General features: G+C 68.1%; 29 protein-coding genes. 3 read left to right on the top strand and 26 right to left on the bottom strand.

Features of this window, described 5'->3' with window-relative positions; genetic code table 11:
* Positions 1-84: 84 nt before the first annotated feature.
* The 5 genes from rpsD to infA all read right to left on the bottom strand — a co-directional run bounded on the left by rpsD (position 85) and on the right by infA (position 2,183).
* A complete protein-coding gene (gene rpsD, locus ABD978_RS11510; protein ID WP_345352788.1) occupies positions 85-714 on the bottom strand; it encodes a 30S ribosomal protein S4 in 630 nt (209 codons plus the stop codon).
* A gap of 17 nt (positions 715-731) precedes the next feature.
* Entirely contained in the window at positions 732-1,133 is a 402-nt protein-coding gene (gene rpsK / locus ABD978_RS11505) for a 30S ribosomal protein S11 (protein WP_345352785.1), read from the bottom strand.
* Between the two features lie 61 nt (positions 1,134-1,194).
* Positions 1,195-1,575, bottom strand: coding sequence for a 30S ribosomal protein S13 (rpsM, locus tag ABD978_RS11500; protein WP_345352782.1), 381 nt, complete (start codon positions 1,573-1,575; stop codon positions 1,195-1,197).
* 166 nt (positions 1,576-1,741) lie between these two features.
* Positions 1,742-1,855: a 50S ribosomal protein L36 gene (gene rpmJ, locus ABD978_RS11495; RefSeq protein ID WP_252780562.1), complete on the bottom strand. Its 114-nt coding sequence runs from the start codon at positions 1,853-1,855 to the stop codon at positions 1,742-1,744.
* 106 nt (positions 1,856-1,961) lie between these two features.
* Positions 1,962-2,183: a translation initiation factor IF-1 gene (infA, locus tag ABD978_RS11490; RefSeq protein ID WP_067912209.1), complete on the bottom strand. Its 222-nt coding sequence runs from the start codon at positions 2,181-2,183 to the stop codon at positions 1,962-1,964.
* A gap of 302 nt (positions 2,184-2,485) precedes the next feature.
* Between infA and ABD978_RS11485 the strand changes: the two genes are divergently transcribed.
* From ABD978_RS11485 to ABD978_RS11475, 3 genes are all read left to right on the top strand, one after another.
* The gene (locus ABD978_RS11485) at positions 2,486-2,734 is read left to right on the top strand and encodes a hypothetical protein (protein WP_345352777.1); all 249 of its coding nucleotides are present in this window, start codon (positions 2,486-2,488) and stop codon (positions 2,732-2,734) included.
* A 72-nt stretch (positions 2,735-2,806) separates the two neighbouring features.
* Entirely contained in the window at positions 2,807-3,973 is a 1,167-nt protein-coding gene (locus ABD978_RS11480; RefSeq protein WP_345352774.1) for a YcaO-like family protein, read from the top strand.
* Positions 3,970-5,346, top strand: coding sequence for a TfuA-like protein (locus ABD978_RS11475; protein WP_345352771.1), 1,377 nt, complete (start codon positions 3,970-3,972; stop codon positions 5,344-5,346). The genes ABD978_RS11480 and ABD978_RS11475 overlap by 4 nt, the downstream gene beginning before the upstream one ends.
* A 74-nt stretch (positions 5,347-5,420) precedes the next feature.
* Here ABD978_RS11475 and ABD978_RS11470 read toward each other — a convergent pair whose 3' ends face one another.
* The 21 genes from ABD978_RS11470 to rplB all read right to left on the bottom strand — a co-directional run bounded on the left by ABD978_RS11470 (position 5,421) and on the right by rplB (position 16,611).
* Positions 5,421-5,858, bottom strand: coding sequence for a DUF1707 SHOCT-like domain-containing protein (locus tag ABD978_RS11470; protein ID WP_345352768.1), 438 nt, complete (start codon positions 5,856-5,858; stop codon positions 5,421-5,423).
* A 191-nt stretch (positions 5,859-6,049) separates the two neighbouring features.
* Entirely contained in the window at positions 6,050-6,850 is an 801-nt protein-coding gene (map, locus tag ABD978_RS11465) for a type I methionyl aminopeptidase (RefSeq protein WP_345352764.1), read from the bottom strand.
* 63 nt (positions 6,851-6,913) lie between these two features.
* Positions 6,914-7,567 carry an adenylate kinase gene (locus ABD978_RS11460; RefSeq protein ID WP_345352761.1) on the bottom strand — a complete coding sequence of 218 codons (654 nt, stop codon included), beginning with the start codon at positions 7,565-7,567 and terminating at the stop codon, positions 6,914-6,916.
* Positions 7,567-8,868, bottom strand: a complete 1,302-nt coding sequence (gene secY / locus ABD978_RS11455) for a preprotein translocase subunit SecY (RefSeq protein WP_345353680.1) — start codon at positions 8,866-8,868, stop codon at positions 7,567-7,569. The genes ABD978_RS11460 and secY overlap by 1 nt, the downstream gene beginning before the upstream one ends.
* A gap of 157 nt (positions 8,869-9,025) precedes the next feature.
* Positions 9,026-9,478, bottom strand: a complete 453-nt coding sequence (gene rplO, locus ABD978_RS11450; RefSeq protein WP_345352758.1) for a 50S ribosomal protein L15 — start codon at positions 9,476-9,478, stop codon at positions 9,026-9,028.
* A gap of 2 nt (positions 9,479-9,480) precedes the next feature.
* A complete protein-coding gene (gene rpmD, locus ABD978_RS11445; protein ID WP_345352755.1) occupies positions 9,481-9,663 on the bottom strand; it encodes a 50S ribosomal protein L30 in 183 nt (60 codons plus the stop codon).
* Entirely contained in the window at positions 9,660-10,268 is a 609-nt protein-coding gene (rpsE, locus tag ABD978_RS11440) for a 30S ribosomal protein S5 (protein WP_345352752.1), read from the bottom strand. Before rpsE ends, rpmD begins: the two co-directional genes overlap by 4 nt.
* Before the next feature lie 46 nt (positions 10,269-10,314).
* On the bottom strand, positions 10,315-10,701 hold the full coding sequence (rplR, locus tag ABD978_RS11435; RefSeq protein WP_252780529.1) for a 50S ribosomal protein L18: 387 nt from the start codon (positions 10,699-10,701) through the stop codon (positions 10,315-10,317).
* A gap of 2 nt (positions 10,702-10,703) precedes the next feature.
* Positions 10,704-11,240 (bottom strand): 50S ribosomal protein L6, encoded by a 537-nt coding sequence (gene rplF / locus ABD978_RS11430; protein WP_345352745.1) that lies wholly within the window; start codon positions 11,238-11,240, stop codon positions 10,704-10,706.
* Between the two features lie 16 nt (positions 11,241-11,256).
* Positions 11,257-11,655, bottom strand: a complete 399-nt coding sequence (gene rpsH, locus ABD978_RS11425; protein ID WP_252840830.1) for a 30S ribosomal protein S8 — start codon at positions 11,653-11,655, stop codon at positions 11,257-11,259.
* A 109-nt stretch (positions 11,656-11,764) separates the two neighbouring features.
* A complete protein-coding gene (locus tag ABD978_RS11420; RefSeq protein ID WP_252780511.1) occupies positions 11,765-11,950 on the bottom strand; it encodes a type Z 30S ribosomal protein S14 in 186 nt (61 codons plus the stop codon).
* A 1-nt stretch (position 11,951) separates the two neighbouring features.
* Positions 11,952-12,524, bottom strand: a complete 573-nt coding sequence (rplE, locus tag ABD978_RS11415; RefSeq protein WP_345352732.1) for a 50S ribosomal protein L5 — start codon at positions 12,522-12,524, stop codon at positions 11,952-11,954.
* Positions 12,524-12,838: a 50S ribosomal protein L24 gene (gene rplX / locus ABD978_RS11410; RefSeq protein WP_345352729.1), complete on the bottom strand. Its 315-nt coding sequence runs from the start codon at positions 12,836-12,838 to the stop codon at positions 12,524-12,526. Before rplX ends, rplE begins: the two co-directional genes overlap by 1 nt.
* Positions 12,838-13,206 carry a 50S ribosomal protein L14 gene (gene rplN / locus ABD978_RS11405; protein ID WP_252780494.1) on the bottom strand — a complete coding sequence of 123 codons (369 nt, stop codon included), beginning with the start codon at positions 13,204-13,206 and terminating at the stop codon, positions 12,838-12,840. Before rplN ends, rplX begins: the two co-directional genes overlap by 1 nt.
* Before the next feature lie 79 nt (positions 13,207-13,285).
* Positions 13,286-13,558 carry a 30S ribosomal protein S17 gene (gene rpsQ, locus ABD978_RS11400; protein WP_345352726.1) on the bottom strand — a complete coding sequence of 91 codons (273 nt, stop codon included), beginning with the start codon at positions 13,556-13,558 and terminating at the stop codon, positions 13,286-13,288.
* Positions 13,551-13,799, bottom strand: coding sequence for a 50S ribosomal protein L29 (gene rpmC / locus ABD978_RS11395; RefSeq protein ID WP_252780978.1), 249 nt, complete (start codon positions 13,797-13,799; stop codon positions 13,551-13,553). The genes rpsQ and rpmC overlap by 8 nt, the downstream gene beginning before the upstream one ends.
* A complete protein-coding gene (gene rplP, locus ABD978_RS11390; protein WP_252780460.1) occupies positions 13,799-14,218 on the bottom strand; it encodes a 50S ribosomal protein L16 in 420 nt (139 codons plus the stop codon). The genes rpmC and rplP overlap by 1 nt, the downstream gene beginning before the upstream one ends.
* Positions 14,219-14,225: 7 nt before the next feature.
* A complete protein-coding gene (gene rpsC, locus ABD978_RS11385; protein WP_345352715.1) occupies positions 14,226-15,077 on the bottom strand; it encodes a 30S ribosomal protein S3 in 852 nt (283 codons plus the stop codon).
* Positions 15,077-15,457, bottom strand: a complete 381-nt coding sequence (gene rplV, locus ABD978_RS11380) for a 50S ribosomal protein L22 (protein ID WP_345352712.1) — start codon at positions 15,455-15,457, stop codon at positions 15,077-15,079. The genes rpsC and rplV overlap by 1 nt, the downstream gene beginning before the upstream one ends.
* A gap of 29 nt (positions 15,458-15,486) precedes the next feature.
* Entirely contained in the window at positions 15,487-15,768 is a 282-nt protein-coding gene (gene rpsS / locus ABD978_RS11375; RefSeq protein WP_252780430.1) for a 30S ribosomal protein S19, read from the bottom strand.
* Between the two features lie 9 nt (positions 15,769-15,777).
* Positions 15,778-16,611, bottom strand: a complete 834-nt coding sequence (gene rplB / locus ABD978_RS11370) for a 50S ribosomal protein L2 (RefSeq protein WP_345352708.1) — start codon at positions 16,609-16,611, stop codon at positions 15,778-15,780.
* Positions 16,612-16,636: the final 25 nt, after the last annotated feature.

Here is a 16,636-nt window from a genome sequence, read left to right as displayed (position 1 = left end):
CTTCCCGCGGCGCCCGCTATATGACTGCCGCGATCTCGCACTGCGGGGCGCACGCCATGAGACGTGCGCCCGCACGAGTGGACGTCAGCGCTTGGCGTACCACTCGACGATGAGCTGCTCCTGGACCGGCGCGTCGATGTGCTGCCGGACCGGGAGGGAGTGCACGAGGATGCGCATGCGGTCGGGGACGACCTCGATCCACGCCGGGACCCGGCTGTCGCCGGCCTCGGCGCGCGCCACCACGAAGGGGGTGTCCTCGAGGGACTTCGGGCGCACCTCGATGATGTCGCGCTCGCTGACGCGGTACGACGGGATGTCGACCTTCTTGCCGTTGACCAGGAAGTGGCCGTGCTTGACCAGCTGCCGGGCCATGTCGCGGCTCTTGGCGAAGCCCGCGCGGTAGACGACGTTGTCGAGGCGGCGCTCGAGCAGGCTCAGCAGGTTGTCACCCGTCTTGCCCGTCCGGCGGTTCGCCTCCTTGTAGTAGTTGACGAACTGGGCCTCGAGGACGCCGTAGATGCGACGGGCCTTCTGCTTCTCCCGGAGCTGGAGCATGTGCTCGCTCTCCTTGGGACGGCCGCGACCGTGCTCACCCGGCGGGTACGGGCGGATCTCGATCGGGCACTTCGGGCCCTCGCACTTGCTGCCCTTGAGGTACAGCTTCATCTTCTCGCGGCGGCACAGCTTGCAGTCGGCGCCGGTGTATCGAGCCATCTCTCTTCTTCCCTAACTCAGACGCGGCGACGCTTCGGCGGACGGCAGCCGTTGTGCGGCACCGGGGTGACGTCCTGGATCGAACCGACCTCGAGGCCGGTCGCCTGCAGCGACCGGATCGCGGTCTCGCGGCCCGAACCCGGGCCCTTCACGAAGACGTCGACCTTGCGCATGCCGTGCTCCATGGCGCGGCGGGCGGCGGCCTCGGCCGCCATCTGAGCGGCGAACGGCGTCGACTTACGCGAGCCCTTGAAGCCCACGTGACCGGCGCTGGCCCATGCGATCACGGCGCCCACGGGGTCCGTGATCGTGACGATCGTGTTGTTGAACGTGCTCTTGATGTGGGCGTGCCCGTGAGCGACGTTCTTCTTTTCCTTCCGGCGCACCTTCTTGGCGCCGGGGCGGCTCTTTGGCGGCATCTGCTCTCAAATCTCCTGGAGGTCGTCGATCCGTCGGCCCCGGGCGAGGGGCCGAGGACTACTACTTCTTGCCGGCCTTCTTCTTGCCGGCGACGGTCTTCTTCTTGCCCTTGCGCGTACGCGCGTTGGTCTGCGTCCGCTGACCGTGCACCGGCAGGCCGCGGCGGTGCCGAATGCCCTGGTAGCAGCCGATCTCGATCTTGCGACGGATGTCGGCCTGGATCTCGCGGCGCAGGTCGCCCTCGATCCGGTAGTTGGCCTCGATCCAGTCACGGAGCTGGATCAGCTCGTCGTCACCGAGCTCGTGGACCCGACGGTCACCGTTGATGCCGGTTTCCTTCAGGGTCTCGAGGGCGCGGGTACGGCCGATGCCGAAGATGTAGGTGAGAGCGACCTCGAGGCGCTTGTCGCGCGGGAGGTCGACGCCGAGGAGGCGTGCCATCTCGGGCAGTTCCCTTCTGTTTCACGGAGGTCTGCGCCCCGCACCCCCACCCCTGCCCGGGTGGGGCCCCGGCCTCCGACCGGGGGTTGCTCCTCAGGGGAGCCGCGGAACGTCGGAATATGCGCGACCGCGCCAGGTCGCCCGTGGCGCGGTTGCTGTTGAGTTGTCAGCCCTGACGCTGCTTGTGGCGCGGGTCATCGCAGATGACCATGACCCGGCCGTGCCGCCGGATGATGCGGCACTTGCTGCAGATCTTCTTGACGCTCGGCTTGACCTTCACTGGGTCTCCTCGTGCAGGGTCACCCCCGCGCTGCCGAGCCGCAGGCGAGCACGCCGAAACGGCTCACCAACCGACTATACGCGGGGAAGGCAACCCCAGTGGGTGGTTACTTGTATCGGTAGACGATCCGACCGCGCGTGAGGTCGTAGGGGCTCAGCTCCACGACGACGCGGTCATCGGGCAGGATCCGGATGTAGTGCATCCGCATCTTGCCGCTGATGTGGGCGAGCACCTTGTGCCCGTTGTCGAGCTCCACCCGGAACATGGCGTTCGGGAGTGATTCGACGACGGTGCCCTCGATTTCGATGGCCCCTTCTTTTTTGGGCATGTCCTCCGCGCTTCGTTGATCGGTTCGTCAGGAGAACGGCCTCCGCGGGATACCGACTCACCGCAATGACATGCGGGCATGAGCCAACACGGGACCGACAAAAGAGTGTACGTCACGCGGCACGAAATCCGAAATCAAGCTCCGGACCCCGTGTCGGGGCGTCACCCTCGTCACAACCAGCCGACGGGGCACTTCATTCCGCGCCGCGACGATCACCGCCGATATGATCTTGAACGCGGTATTTTTCCCTCTTTGACCCGGCCTCGGACGATCACCGTGGCCGGCTGGCGACAGGAGAGCAGATGACGAGACACCCGCTCCCGCAGGGCACCGCCGCCGCGCACGTGGCGATCGCCGACCTGGACGAACTGTTCACCGCTGAGCCCGTTCCGGCGCACGGGCACGCGCAGACACACGCCACCTGCGGGCTGTCGGCCAACGACGAGACGACGTACACCGCCGAGGCCGTCCCGGCGTACGGGCACGCGCAGGCTCACATCACGTACGGGCTGTCGGCCAACGACGAGACCGTCTACGTACCGGCCTCCTGAGCGGACCGGCCCCGGGAAGCCCCGATCATGGCCTCGACGGGCCGTGACCGGGGTGTTCGCCATGGAGGAACGATGCAGAAGGTGTTCTTCACGGGCACCCACCGCGTTCGGACGCCGGAGGAGACCTATGAGTCGATCCGGCCGCTGCTGAGGGACTACGGCATCACCCGGCTCGCCGACGTCACCGGTCTGGACATCATCGGGATCCCGGTCGTGATGGCGGTCCGCCCGCTGGCGACGACCCTGTCGGTCTCCCAGGGGAAGGGCGCGACGCTCCTGCTCGCGAAGATCTCCGGAGCCATGGAGGCCGTCGAACTCTGGCACGCCGAGAACGCCGTCCCGGCACCCGGCCTCCTCGACACACCCTCATCGGAACTCGACCTCCCGTACGAGATCAAGGAACTGGCCGGGATGCGGGGAAGCCTGCTCACCGAGCGGACACGGCTGGACTGGATCCAGGCCGTCGACCTGGTCGAGCGGACCTCGGTGCCGGTGCCCCGGGGTGCGGTCCGGATGGGGCACCCTCCGGCCGACTGGCGTGTCCCCGCGTTCATGGAGAGCTCCAACGGCCTCGCCTCCGGAAACACCGTGGCAGAGGCGACCGTGCACGCCCTGTACGAGGTCATCGAGCGTGACGCCGTGCACGCCCTGCGGGGCGTCCCCGCGTCGAGCCGTCGGTACATCGACCCGGCGAGCGTCTCCGACGATCACTGCGCGGAACTCGTCGAGCGCGTCTCCCGTGCCGGCGCGTGGCTGGAGATCGAGTACGTGCCGAACAGGATGGGCGTGCCCTGTGTGGTCGCCCATCTGTGGCACGAGGACTCACCTGCATCGGTCATGTTCGGTGCCGGTGCGCACGCGGACCCGCCCGTCGCGCTGTCGCGCGCCGTCACCGAGGCCGTACAGGCACGGCTGACCCACATCACCGGCACTCGGGACGATCTGGCATCGGCGGCGTACCGTCCCGTTCATCTCCCGCGTCCGGTGACCCCCGGACCGCTGGAAGCGTGGGATCGGGTGAAGAGCACGGTCCCCGGCGCGCACTTCGCCACGGACACCGAGGAGGCGGACCGGCTCGCCGAACGGATCGGCGCGGTCACGGGTTCCTCCCCGCTCCGGGTCGTGCTCGCCGATCGGGACGAGTTCGCGGTGGTGAAGGTGCTCTGCCCGGGAACACGGCAGACGCTGCACTCGAGCGTCCGCGCCGAGGCCGAAACGAGGGGCGAGGGGGCCGCGTGACCGTCCATGTCTTCTGCGGGCCCACCATCGGCGCCGAGCAGGTCGGGCGGATCCTGCCCGAGGCGCATACGCATCCTCCGGTGCGCCACGGCGACCTGCTCGCCCTCGGCTGCGCGGCGGGCGACATCGTGGTCATCATCGACGGTGTCTTCCACTCCACCCCGCCCGTCCGGCACAAGGAGATCCTGCTGCTGCTCGCCGAGGGCGTCTCCGTCGTCGGCGCGTCCAGCATGGGCGCGCTTCGCGCGGCGGAGCTGTATCCGTTCGGCATGCGGGGCGTCGGCCGGATCTTCGAGATGTACCGGGACGGCCGGATCGAGGCGGATGACGAGGTCGCCGTCGCGCATACGCCCGATGATCTCCGCCCGCTGTCCGTCCCGCTGGTCGACGTCCGGATACGCCTCGGCGACGCCGTGAACGCCGCGGCGATCGGCCGGACGGAGGCGGACCGCCTGCTCGCCGTCGCCCGAGAGCTCTACTACCCGGCGAGAACTCCGCGCGCGCTGGCCGACGCGGTCGCCGACGACGCGAGCCTGCGGGACGCCGTCGACCGGATGACCCACTGGCGGAACGATCGCCCCGAGGCCGTCGACGCCAAGTACGCGGACGCGGTCGAGGCACTCCGCCTGGTGGCCGACGGAAGGCTCACACCACCCGATCCGAGCGAGTGGGCCGGCACCTCATGGCGGACGACGCAGATCGAACAGTGGATCACACGCTTCCATGTCCGCCGCCCCGGCGCCGGAAGGATCCCGGTCGTCGCGGAACTCCAGCACCAGCAGCTGTACGACCCGGGCTTCCCGGCCCGGTGGCGGCACGCCGCCCTCACCTGGATCACCGGAGGCTCGCCCGGCGACGACCCCGCCGTGATCGAGCGACGCGCGATCGAGACCGCGCGTGCCGGCGGCCTTGATCGAGGCTCGCTGGACGAGGAACAGGCGCAGTACTGGCTGAGCCCCCAGGAGATCCACGGCCTGAGCGAGGACGAGCAACTGCTGCACATCCTCGTTCGCTCGGCCCGGTTCGACGCGGCGGGGCACGCCCGGCTCACCACCCTGGCGAAGACGGCGTTCCTCATCAGACCGGACCTGGACAGCGCGGCGGCCGTGGCGGCCGCCTGGAGCGTCAACGACGCCGTGGCGGCCACGGCTCCGCACCGGGCCGTGCACCACCTCCGCCAGGATCTGCTGCGCGCCCACATCGCCGATCGGTGGGGTGTGGTGGCGATGGACGGACATGCGCTCGACGCCGCCGCCCGTGACCGTGGGTTCCTGGACGCCGCCGCGGCGATCGAGGTCGCCCGCGCGTTCTTCCTGCACGCCTCCGGAGCCGTCCCCCCGAACCGGGATCCCTCCCCCGCGCTCACCGACTGAACGCCCGGCGATGCGTCAGGGTCTTCATCAGGGACCATCCGGATCCATGCAAGACGGCCCGCTCGGAGCTCCGCTCAGCGGCGCTCTTCCCCTCGTCCGAAGAACTGCCCGGCCAGCATCAGCGCGCCCCACGGGCCCGCCACCCAGATCCACCACGGGTACCAGGCGCCCGCCGTCACGGCGGTGAGCAGCCAGACCACGAAGCAGACCAGGTTGACCGACGCGTACGTCGCCCAGCCCGCCCGCATCCCCGTCCGCTGGAGACCGCCCCCGGGACGGTGGGCGGGCGTCGACTGCCGATACGCCGGCACCGGCAGTTCGTACATGTCCTCTTCGGGGAGGTCGCTGGTCACCTTCTGCAGGTCGCCCAGCGTTCGCGCGCGGTAGGCGAGGTCGAGGCGCTCGTTCAACTCGTCGACGCCGATGCGCCCCTGAGCACAGTGCTCCCGCAGCGCAGCCGCGACCCGATCACGATCGGCGTCGGAGGCGCGGATCTCGGGATTGAGCGCCATGGTCGATCCTCTCCCTCAGGAGCCCCCGGATTCCTTAATCCAGAGATTACGCCGCGCCACACCCCGATCCACAGCCGCGGCGATCACAGGCCGAGCGCAGAGACTTCTCTGTGCCGGGACTTCTCGTCGTCCCGGCGACCAGAACTCGGGGCACTCAGGTCGCGACCGGCAACCGGCGACCGCAGGAGCGCTCAGGCGTCCTTGAGGCGGGCGCCGCCGTCGAGGGCGGTGAGCACCCAGGGGCCGTCCTCGGTGACGGCGAAGGTGTGCTCGAAGTGCGCCGAGCGCCGGCCGTCGCCGGTGATGACGGTCCAGTCGTCGTCGAGCAGCAGGGTCTCGGCCGTGCCCAGGTTGACCATCGGCTCGACCGCGAAGCACATGCCCGGTACCAGCACCGGCCCGCGGCCCGGCAGCCCGTAGTTGGGCACGGCCGGGTCCATGTGCATCTCCGTGCCGATGCCGTGGCCGACGTACTCCTCGACGATGCCGTAGTCGCCCTGGCCGCGGACGTACGTCTCGACGGCGTGCCCGATGTCGCTGAGCCGGCCGCCGGCCAGCCCGGCCGCCAGGCCGCGCCACATCGACTCCTCGCAGACCTCGAGGAGCCTGCGCTCCTCCGGGGTGATCTCACCGACCGGCACCGTCACGGCCGAGTCGCCGTGCCAGCCGTCGACGATCGCGCCGCAGTCGATCGAGATGACGTCGCCCTCGGCGAGGACCTTCGACGGGCTGGGGATGCCGTGCACGATCTCCTCGTTGACCGAGGTACAGATGCAGGCCGGGAACCCCTGGTAGCCCTTGAACGACGGTGTCGCGCCCTCAGAGCGGATCGAGTCCTCCGCGATCGCGTCCAGGTCCGCCGTCGTGATGCCGGGCTTGACCGCCTCGGTGAGCCGCTGGAGTGTGCGGCCGACGACCAGGCCGGCCTCCCGCATCACGTCCAGCTCGCCACGCGACTTGATCTGAATGGCCGACTTACGCTTCTTCCACACTCTCCGCTCCGCAGGTAGATCCGGACGCGCCCGGAGGAATCCGGCCGCGCCTCACCACCGTGGTCAGTCGGTGAAGGGACGAAGCGCGGCGAGCGCCCGCTCGGTGACCTCTTCGACGGGCCCTGTCGCATCGATACCGACCAGGATGCCCTCATCGGCGTAGAACGACGCGAGGGGTGCGGTCTGTTCCTGGTAGACCTCCAGGCGGTGCCTGATGGTCTCCTCGCGGTCGTCGTCACGCTGGAACAGCTCGCCGCCGCAGACGTCGCAGACGCCCTCCTTGGACGGCGGGTCGAAGACCACGTGCCAGATCTTCCCGCACTTGCGGCAGGTACGGCGCCCCGAGAGCCGCCGGACGACCTCGTCGTCGTCGACCACGAGCTCGAGGACGAGGTCGAGCCGCAGATCCATTTCGGCGAGGATCTTCTTGAGCGTCTCCGCCTGCGGAACGTTCCGCGGGAAGCCGTCGAGCAGGAAGCCCTCCTGCGCGTCGTCCTCGGCGAGCCGGTCGCGCACCATCGCGATCGTCACCTCGTCGGGGACGAGGTCGCCGCGGTCCATGTACTCCTTGGCCTTACGGCCGAGGGGCGTGTTACCGCTCACGTTGGCGCGGAAGATGTCACCTGTCGAAATCTTCGGGACCGACAGATGCGATGAGATGAACTGGGCCTGAGTCCCCTTGCCCGCTCCCGGGGGGCCCACGAGCACGATTCGCACTACCGCAGGAAGCCCTCGTAGTTACGCTGCTGGAGTTGGCTCTCGATCTGCTTCACCGTGTCCAGCCCGACGCCGACCATGATCAGAATGCTGGTGCCGCCGAACGGGAAGTTCTGGCTCGCACCGATGATGCCGAACGCCACCATCGGGACCAGCGCGATGAGTCCAAGGTACAGCGCACCGGGAGCGGTGATCCGCGTGAGCACGTAGTCGAGGTACTCGGCGGTCGGCCGCCCCGGGCGAATACCCGGGATGAACCCACCGTACTTCTTCATGTTGTCCGCGACCTCGGTCGGGTTGAACGTGATCGCCACGTAGAAGTAGGTGAAGAAGATGATCAGCAGGAAGTACAGGGCCATGTAGATCGGGTGATCGCCCTTGACCAGGTACTTGTTGATGAACGTCGCCACCGGGTTCGAGCTGTGCCACATCTGGACGATCAGCTGCGGGAGATACAGCAGCGACGAGGCGAAGATGACCGGGATGACGCCGGCCTGGTTCACCTTGAGCGGGATGTAGGTCGAGGTGCCGCCGTACATCCGTCGGCCGACCATCCGCTTGGCGTACTGCACCGGGATGCGGCGCTGCGCCTGCTCGACGAAGACCACGCCGGCGACGATCGCGATGCCCACGAGGAGCACGATCGCGAAGACGAAGCCGCCCTTGGTCTTGTAGATGTTCCAGAACTCGGACGGGAAGACCGCGACGACCTGGGTGAAGATCAGGATCGACATGCCGTTGCCGACACCCCGGTCCGTGACCAGCTCACCGAGCCACATGATCACCGACGTGCCCGCGGTGATGACGATGACCATCGTGACGATGGTGAACCAGCCCTTGTTCCAGAGCAGGTCCTCGGTGCAACCCTGGAGCAGGTTGCCCGTGCTCGCCATCGCGACGATGCCGGTGCCCTGGAGGATCGCCAGGCCGATCGTCAGGTAGCGGGTGTACTGCGTGATCTTCGTGGTCCCGGCCTGGCCCTCCTTACGGAGCGCCTCCAGGCGAGGGATCACCACGGTGAGCAACTGAAGGATGATGCTCGCGGTGATATAGGGCATGATGCCCAGTGCGAAGATCGATAGCTTCAGCAGCGCGCCGCCGCTGAACAGGTTGACCAGGCCATAGACATTGGCGTTGGCCCCCTTGCTCACGACGTCCACGCATCGGTGCACGGCGCCGGTGTTCACGCCCGGTGCCGGCAGCTGAGAGCCCAGCCGGAACACCGCGATGATGAACAGCGTGAAGAGCAGCTTCTTGCGCAGGTCGGGTGTTCGAAACGCCCGAGTGAACGCGGTCAGCACCATTCCTCCTGCGCGGTTTCCGGCCGGCGGCCGCTCACGGCCCTCGGTCGATCCTCAAGTTGCGGCGACAGTATCGCCGGTCGAACTCTAACAGCCCTTGCGGGGATTGCCGCCCCCGCCACCGCAAGGCGGGGGCGAATCCCGCAAGGGCTTTGACTCACAGCTCTTCCGCAGTGCCTCCGGCACCTGTGATCTTCTCCTTCGCGGAACCGGAGAAGGCGTGCGCCTTGACCTGAACCGTTACGGAGATGTCACCAGTGCCGAGGACCTTGACCAGGCGGCCGGCGCGCACGGCGCCCTTCTCCGCGAGGCTCTCCGGCGTGACCTCGCCGCCCTCGGGGAAGAGCTCGGCGATCTTGGCCACGTTGACGACCTGGTACTCGACCCGGAACGGGTTCTTGAAACCTTTCAGCTTCGGAACCCGGCGGATCAGCGGCATCTGGCCGCCCTCGAACCCGGCCGGCACGGTGTTGCGGGCCTTGGTGCCCTTGGTACCGCGTCCGGCCGTCTTGCCCTTGGACGCCTCGCCGCGGCCCTTGCGGACCTTGGACTTGTGGGCGCCCGGCGCGGGCCGCAGGTGGTGCGGCCGCAGCGGAGTCTCTGCACCCATGGTCAGTCGACCTCCTCGACGGTCACGAGGTGGCGAACGGTGTTGATCATCCCGAGCACCTCGGGGCGGTCTTCGCGGACGACGCTGTCGCCGATCCGCCGGAGCCCGAGCGTACGCAGGGTGTCACGCTGGTTCTGCTTGCCACCGATCTTGGACTTCACCTGCGTGATCTTCAGGTTGCTCATGACGCCACCTCCTGCCGGGGCTCGCTGCCCGCGGCACGGGCGCGGAGCATCGCGGCCGGGGCGACGTCCTCGATCGGCAGACCCCGCTTGGCCGCGATCTCCTCGGGCCGGTTGAGCTGCTTGAGGGCCGCCACCGTCGCGTGCACGATGTTGATGGCGTTGGACGAGCCGAGCGACTTCGACAGGACGTCGTGGATGCCCGCGCACTCCAGCACCGCGCGCACCGGGCCACCCGCGATCACACCGGTACCGGGGCTGGCCGGCTTGAGCATGACGACGCCCGCGGCCTCCTCACCCTGGCTGGTGTGCGGGATGGTGCCCTGGATCCGCGGCACCTTGAAGAAGTGCTTCTTGGCCTCCTCGACACCCTTGGCGATCGCCGCGGGCACCTCCTTGGCCTTGCCGTAACCGACCCCCACGGTGCCGTTGCCGTCACCCACGACGACCAGCGCCGTGAAGCTGAAGCGCCGGCCGCCCTTGACGACCTTAGCGACCCGGTTGATCGCTACGACGCGCTCGATGTACGACTGTCCCTTGTCGGCGCCACCGCGGCGGTCATCACGCCGGTCGCGCCGCTCGCCGCCGCCACGACGTGGTGCTGCCATTAGTGGTTCCTCTTCTCGTGCGTCATCAGATGCGATTGACGAGCCATCAGAAGTCCAGCCCGCCCTCTCGGGCGCCGTCCGCCAGGGCCGCGATGCGGCCGTGGTAGCGGTGCCCGGCGCGGTCGAAGACCACCGCGCTGATGCCCGCCTCGCGCGCCCGCTCGGCGAGGAGCTCGCCGACCTTGCGCGCCTTGGCGGTCTTGTCGCCCTCGGCCGTACGGAGCGTGGGGTCCAGCGTGGACGCCGACGCCAGCGTGTGACCGGCCAGGTCGTCGATGATCTGCGCGAACATGTGCTTGGTCGAACGCGTCACGACCAGGCGCGGCCGCTGCGGCGTGCCCTGGACCTTCTTGCGGACGCGCAGGTGCCGGCGGGTCCGCGACGCGGCGCGCGACGCGGTCCGCTTGCGGACCTGAGTCTTGCTCGCAGCCATGTCTACTTACCAGCCTTTCCGACCTTGCGGCGGATCTGCTCACCCTGGTACCGCACGCCTTTGCCCTTGTACGGGTCGGGCTTACGCAGCTTGCGGATGTTCGCGGCGACCTCGCCGACCTTCTGCTTGTCGATGCCCTCGATCACGAACTGGGTCGGCCGCTCGACACGGAAGGTGATGCCCGCCGGGGGCTCGACCGTGATCGAGTGGCTGAAGCCGAGCGAGAACTCGAGATTGCTGCCCTTGGCCTGAACGCGGTAGCCGACGCCGACGATCTCCATCGTCTTGCTGTAGCCCTGCGTCACGCCGATGACCATGTTGTTGATCAGCGACCGGGTGAGGCCGTGCAGCGCACGGACCGGGCCCTCGTCGCTGGGGCGACCGACCTTGATCTCGCCGCCCTCCTGGGCGACCTCGATCGGCCGGGCGACCGTGTGCTTCAGCTCGCCCTTCGGGCCCTTGACCGTGACCTCCTGGCCATCGACCTTGACGTCGACGCCGCTGGGGACGGGAATGGGCAGACGTCCAATACGCGACATGCTTGGGTCCCTCCCCTCACCACACGTAGGCGAGGACTTCCCCGCCCACACCGTGCTTGCCGGCCTGCTTGTCGGTCATCAGGCCGGAGGACGTCGAGATGATCGCGACGCCGAGACCACCGAGGACCTTCGGCAGGTTGTCCTTCTTCGCGTAGACCCGCAGGCCAGGCTTGGACACCCGCTTGAGCCCGGCGATCGAGCGCTCCCGGCTCGGGCCGAACTTGAGGTCGACTACGAGCTTCTTGCCGACCTCGGCGTCCTCCACGCTCCATCCCGAGATGTAACCCTCCTGCTGGAGGATCTCGGCGATGTGCGCCTTGATCTTCGAGTACGGCATGGCCACGGTGTCGTGGTATGCCGAGTTCGCGTTCCGCAGACGGGTCAACATGTCTGCGATCGGGTCGGTCATCGTCATGGCCTACTGGCCCTCCTCGCCGCGGTTTCCGTACGTCACGGACCTTCGACGCGGTCGTGGGCGCCTTGTCCAGGCGCCCGATCGGTCATTTATCGAAAAGCCGGTGGATTTACCAGCTGGACTTGGTGATGCCGGGCAGCTCGCCGCGGTGCGCCATCTCCCGGAAGCAGATCCGGCACAGGCCGAACTTGCGGAAGACGGCACGCGGACGCCCGCACCGCGAGCACCGAGTGTAGGCGCGCACGGCGTGCTTGGGCTTCCGGTTCGCTTTGGCGATCAGAGCCTTCTTCGCCATCTCAGTTCTCCTTGAACGGGAAGCCCAGGTGCCGCAGGAGCGCCCGGCCCTCGTCGTCGGTCGTCGCGGTCGTCACGATCGTGATGTCCATGCCGCGCTGGCGGTCGACCTTGTCCGGGTCGATCTCGTGGAACATCACCTGCTCGGTGAGCCCGAACGTGTAGTTCCCGTTGCCGTCGAAGTGCTTCGGCGACAGGCCGCGGAAGTCACGGATCCGGGGCAGCGCCAGGGACAGCAGGCGGTCGAGGAACTCCCACATGCGGTCGCCGCGCAGCGTCACGTGCGCGCCGATCGGCATGCCCTCGCGCAGCTTGAACTGCGCGATGGACTTCTTCGCCCGCGCGACGGCCGGCTTCTGGCCGGTGATGGTCGTCAGGTCGCGAACCGCGCCCTCGATGAGCTTCGAGTCGCGGGCGGCGTCGCCGACGCCCATGTTGACCTTGACCTTGGTCACGCCCGGGATCTGCATGACGTTCGCGTAGCCGAACTCGTCCTGCAGCTTCTGCGCGACCTCCTCGCGGTAGCGCAGCTTGAGCCGCGGCTGCGGGGTTTGCGTAGTCGTATCGGCGGTCATCAGATTTCCTTACCGGTACGGCGCGAGACGCGGACCTTCGTGCCGTCTTCGTTGATGCTGTAGCCGACGCGAGTGCGCTTGCCGTTCTCCAGCAGCATCACGTTGCTGACGTGGATCGGCCCCTCCGCGGTGACGACCCCGCCCTCCTTGGCGCCGCGCGGGCCCTGGTTCGTCTCCTTGGAGTGGCGCTTCACCATGTTCACGCCCTCGACGACCACGCGCTCACGCTTGGGGTCGGCCGAGATGACCTTCCCGGTCGCGCCCTTGTCCTTGCCGGCGATGACGACGACCTCGTCGCCCTTCTTGATCTTCATCAGAGCACCTCCGGCGCCAGCGAGATGATGCGCATGAACCGCTTCTCGCGCAGCTCCCGACCGACCGGGCCGAAGATACGCGTGCCCCGAGGGTCGCCACCGTCCTTGATCAGAACGGCCGCGTTCTCGTCGAAGCGGATGTAGGAGCCGTCGGGACGGCCCCGCTCCTTGCGGGTGCGCACGACGACGGCCTTAACGACATCACCCTTCTTGACGCCGGCACCGGGAAGGGCGTCCTTCACGGTGGCGACGATGATGTCACCGATGCCCGCATAGCGCCGACCCGAGCCGCCGAGAACGCGGATGCACAGAATCTCCTTGGCACCCGTGTTGTCGGCGACCTTGAGTCGCGACTCCTGCTGGATCACGTCAACTCCTGTATTTCACGCCGGTTCTCGTTGTGAGCCTGGCGGATTCGATCCTCAGTCGCTCGGCGGCGACTGCCAGCTACTTGGCCTTCTCAAGGATCTCCACGACGCGCCACCGCTTGGTGGCGGACATCGGCCGGGTCTCCATGAGACGAACCCGGTCGCCCACGCCACAGGCGTTGCCCTCGTCGTGCGCCTTGTACTTCGTGGTACGGCGGATGATCTTGCCGTACAGCGGGTGCTTGACGCGGTCCTCGACGGCGACGACGACGGTCTTGTCCATCTTGTCGCTGACCACGAGACCCTCACGGATCTTGCGGTAGTTCCGCGTCTCGGTGTTCTGCTCACTCATCGGTGGACTCCTCCACGGGCTCCTCGGCGAACTCGACGATGCCGAGCTCACGCTCCCGCATCACGGTGTAGATGCGGGCGATCTCCCGCTTCACTTCCCGAAGCCGTCCGTGAGTCTCGAGCTGGCCCGTCGCCGCCTGGAAGCGGAGGTTGAACAGCTCCTCCTTCGCCTCCTTGAGCTTGGTGACGAGCTCAGCCTCGGGCTGGGTCCGCAGATCGTCAGCGGTAAGGCCCTTGGCCATCACGCCTCACCCACTTCACGCTTCACGAACTTGCACTTCATCGGGAGCTTGTGCATCGCGCGGCGCAGCGCCTCGCGAGCGAGCGGCTCCGGGACGCCGGCCAGCTCGAACATCACGCGGCCGGGCTTGACGTTGGCGATCCACCACTCCGGCGAGCCCTTACCGGAACCCATCCGGGTCTCGGCCGGCTTCTTGGTCAGCGGACGGTCGGGGTAGATGTTGATCCACACCTTTCCGCCACGCTTGATGTGCCGGGTCATGGCGATACGAGCGGCCTCGATCTGCCGGTTGGTCACGTAGGCGCCCTCGACGGCCTGAATGCCGTACTCACCGAAGGTGACCTTCGTGCCGCCCTTGGCCATCCCACGCCGCTTCGGGTGGTGCTGCTTGCGGTGCTTGACCCTGCGCGGGATCAGCATTGGTTACTCAGCTCCCCTCACCCGTGCTGGACGGCGTGGCCGCCTCGTTCGACTGCTGCTGCTCGGCGCCGCTGGGCGCGCTCGCGGCCTGCTGCTGCCGGCCACCGCGGTCGCCACCGCGCTCGCCACGACGGCCACCGCCGCCGCCGCCACCACGACGCTGCGGCCGCTCGCGCCGGCCGCCGCCGCCGGCGGCCCGCTCCTTGGCCTGCTGCGCCTCGCGCTCGGCGCGGCTCGTCGGAGCCTCGCCCTTGTAGATCCAGACCTTCACGCCGATCCGGCCGAAGGTGGTGCGGGCCTCGTAGAAGCCGTAGTCGATGTCGGCGCGGAGCGTGTGCAGGGGCACCTGGCCCTCGCGGTAGAACTCCGAGCGCGACATCTCGGCGCCGCCGAGGCGGCCGCCGCACTGGACCTTGATGCCCTTGGCGCCGCTCTTCATGGCGCTCTGGATGGCCTTGCGCATCGCACGGCGGAACGCGACCCGGCTGGACAGCTGCTCGGCGACGCCCTGGGCGACGAGCTGCGCGTCGACCTCAGGGTTCTTCACCTCGAGAATGTTCAGCTGGACCTGCTTGCCGGTCAGCTTCTCGAGGTCGCCGCGGATGCGGTCGGCCTCCGCGCCACGGCGACCGATGACGATGCCGGGACGGGCGGTGTGAATGTCGACGCGGACGCGGTCACGGGTGCGCTCGATCTCGACCTTGGAGATGCCGGCGCGGTCCATGCCGCGGGTCAGCATCCGGCGGATCGCCACGTCTTCCTTGACGTAGTCCTTGTACAGCTTGTCGGCGTACCACCGGCTCTTGAAGTCGGTGGTGATGCCCAACCGGAACCCGTGCGGGTTGATCTTCTGCCCCACTAGCGGGTCCTCCTCGTCTTCTTACGGCCGTTGGACTTCTCGCCCTCGAGCCGCGACTCGACCACGACCGTGATGTGGCTCGTCCGCTTGTTGATGCGGTACGCACGCCCCATCGACCGCGGGCGGAAACGCTTCAGCGTCGGTCCCTCGTCGACCCACGCGCGGCTCACCCAGAGCGTGTCGACCTCGAGCTGGTTGTTGTGCTCGGCGTTGGCGATGGCGCTCGAGAGCACCTTGTACACCGGCTCGCTCGCAGCCTGAGGGGCGAACCGCAGCACCGCCTGAGCCTCCGCGGCCGGCAGGCCACGGATGAGGTCCACCACGCGGCGGGCCTTTCTGGGCGTGACGCGGGCGTACCGCGCCTGGGCCCTGGCTTCCATCGCTGTTTCCTCGCTCTCAGTACTTCCGGTCAGCCGCGTCGGCTGCGACGGTCTTCCTTGATGTGGCCCTTGAACGTCCGCGTCGGGGCGAACTCCCCGAGCTTGTGACCGATCATGGCCTCGGTGACGAACACCGGAACATGCTTGCGACCGTCGTGCACGGCGATCGTGTGACCGAGCATGTCGGGCACGATCATGGAGCGCCGCGACCACGTCTTGATGACGTTCTTGGTGCCCTTCTCGTTCTGCACGTCCACCTTCTTCATGAGGTGGTCGTCCACGAAAGGGCCCTTCTTAAGGCTACGTGGCATGGTGGGCTCCTACCGCTTCTTCTTGCTACGACGACGGACGATGAGCCGATCGGACGGCTTGTTCGCCTTGCGGGTGCGGCCCTCGGGCTTGCCCCAGGGGCTCGACGGGTGGCGACCGCCGGAGGTCTTGCCCTCACCACCACCGTGCGGGTGGTCGATCGGGTTCATCGCGACACCGCGGACGGTCGGGCGCTTGCCCTTCCACCGCATACGGCCGGCCTTACCCCAGTTGATGTTCGACTGCTCGGAGTTGCCGACCTCACCGACGGTGGCGCGGCAGCGAACGTCGACCATGCGCATCTCACCGGAGGGCATACGCAGCGTGGCGTACTTGCCCTCCTTGGCGAGCAGCTGCGCGCCGGAGCCGGCCGACCGGGCCAGCTTGGCGCCGCCGCCCGGCCGCAGCTCGATGGCGTGCACGACCGTACCGGTCGGGATGTTGCGCAGCGGCAGGCAGTTGCCCGGCTTGATGTCGGCGCCCGGACCGTTCTCGATCGCGTCGCCCTGCTTCACGCCGGTCGGGCAGAGGATGTAGCGCTTCTCCCCGTCGGCGTAGTGCAGCAGCGCGATCCGCGCGGTGCGGTTCGGGTCGTACTCGATGTGCGCGACCTTCGCCGGGACGCCGTCCTTGTCGGCGCGCCGGAAGTCGATGACGCGGTAGGCCCGCTTGTGGCCGCCACCCTGATGCCGGGTGGTGATGCGGCCGTGCGCGTTACGGCCGCCCTTCTTCGGGAGCGGACGCACCAGCGACTTCTCGGGCTCGGTCCGGGTGACCTCGACGAAGTCGGCCACGCTCGAACCGCGACGCCCAGGGGTCGTCGGCTTGTACTTACGGATGCCCATCTTTTTCGTTCATCCCTTGTCTGCT

It is taken from the genome of Actinoallomurus liliacearum, assembly GCF_039542035.1.
GTDB classification, from domain to species: domain Bacteria; phylum Actinomycetota; class Actinomycetes; order Streptosporangiales; family Streptosporangiaceae; genus Actinoallomurus; species Actinoallomurus liliacearum.
This window is presented reverse-complemented; position numbering and strand designations above follow the sequence as displayed.

Excerpts from the sequence above, each read along its gene's own strand:
- rpsD (WP_345352788.1), bottom strand. The coding sequence starts at position 714 with ATGGCTCGATACACCGGCGCCGACTGCAAGCTGTGCCGCCGCGAGAAG.
- rpsK (WP_345352785.1), bottom strand. The coding sequence starts at position 1,133 with ATGCCGCCAAAGAGCCGCCCCGGCGCCAAGAAGGTGCGCCGGAAGGAA.
- rpsM (WP_345352782.1), bottom strand. The coding sequence starts at position 1,575 with ATGGCACGCCTCCTCGGCGTCGACCTCCCGCGCGACAAGCGCCTCGAG.
- infA (WP_067912209.1), bottom strand. The coding sequence starts at position 2,183 with ATGCCCAAAAAAGAAGGGGCCATCGAAATCGAGGGCACCGTCGTCGAA.
- ABD978_RS11485 (WP_345352777.1), top strand. The coding sequence starts at position 2,486 with ATGACGAGACACCCGCTCCCGCAGGGCACCGCCGCCGCGCACGTGGCG.
- ABD978_RS11480 (WP_345352774.1), top strand. The coding sequence starts at position 2,807 with ATGCAGAAGGTGTTCTTCACGGGCACCCACCGCGTTCGGACGCCGGAG.
- ABD978_RS11470 (WP_345352768.1), bottom strand. The coding sequence starts at position 5,858 with ATGGCGCTCAATCCCGAGATCCGCGCCTCCGACGCCGATCGTGATCGG.
- rplO (WP_345352758.1), bottom strand. The coding sequence starts at position 9,478 with ATGGGTGCAGAGACTCCGCTGCGGCCGCACCACCTGCGGCCCGCGCCG.
- rpmD (WP_345352755.1), bottom strand. The coding sequence starts at position 9,663 with ATGAGCAACCTGAAGATCACGCAGGTGAAGTCCAAGATCGGTGGCAAG.
- rpsE (WP_345352752.1), bottom strand. The coding sequence starts at position 10,268 with ATGGCAGCACCACGTCGTGGCGGCGGCGAGCGGCGCGACCGGCGTGAT.
- rplR (WP_252780529.1), bottom strand. The coding sequence starts at position 10,701 with ATGGCTGCGAGCAAGACTCAGGTCCGCAAGCGGACCGCGTCGCGCGCC.
- rplF (WP_345352745.1), bottom strand. The coding sequence starts at position 11,240 with ATGTCGCGTATTGGACGTCTGCCCATTCCCGTCCCCAGCGGCGTCGAC.
- rpsH (WP_252840830.1), bottom strand. The coding sequence starts at position 11,655 with ATGACGATGACCGACCCGATCGCAGACATGTTGACCCGTCTGCGGAAC.
- ABD978_RS11420 (WP_252780511.1), bottom strand. The coding sequence starts at position 11,950 with ATGGCGAAGAAGGCTCTGATCGCCAAAGCGAACCGGAAGCCCAAGCAC.
- rplE (WP_345352732.1), bottom strand. The coding sequence starts at position 12,524 with ATGACCGCCGATACGACTACGCAAACCCCGCAGCCGCGGCTCAAGCTG.
- rplX (WP_345352729.1), bottom strand. The coding sequence starts at position 12,838 with ATGAAGATCAAGAAGGGCGACGAGGTCGTCGTCATCGCCGGCAAGGAC.
- rpsQ (WP_345352726.1), bottom strand. The coding sequence starts at position 13,558 with ATGAGTGAGCAGAACACCGAGACGCGGAACTACCGCAAGATCCGTGAG.
- rpmC (WP_252780978.1), bottom strand. The coding sequence starts at position 13,799 with ATGGCCAAGGGCCTTACCGCTGACGATCTGCGGACCCAGCCCGAGGCT.
- rplP (WP_252780460.1), bottom strand. The coding sequence starts at position 14,218 with ATGCTGATCCCGCGCAGGGTCAAGCACCGCAAGCAGCACCACCCGAAG.
- rplV (WP_345352712.1), bottom strand. The coding sequence starts at position 15,457 with ATGGAAGCCAGGGCCCAGGCGCGGTACGCCCGCGTCACGCCCAGAAAG.
- rpsS (WP_252780430.1), bottom strand. The coding sequence starts at position 15,768 with ATGCCACGTAGCCTTAAGAAGGGCCCTTTCGTGGACGACCACCTCATG.
- rplB (WP_345352708.1), bottom strand. The coding sequence starts at position 16,611 with ATGGGCATCCGTAAGTACAAGCCGACGACCCCTGGGCGTCGCGGTTCG.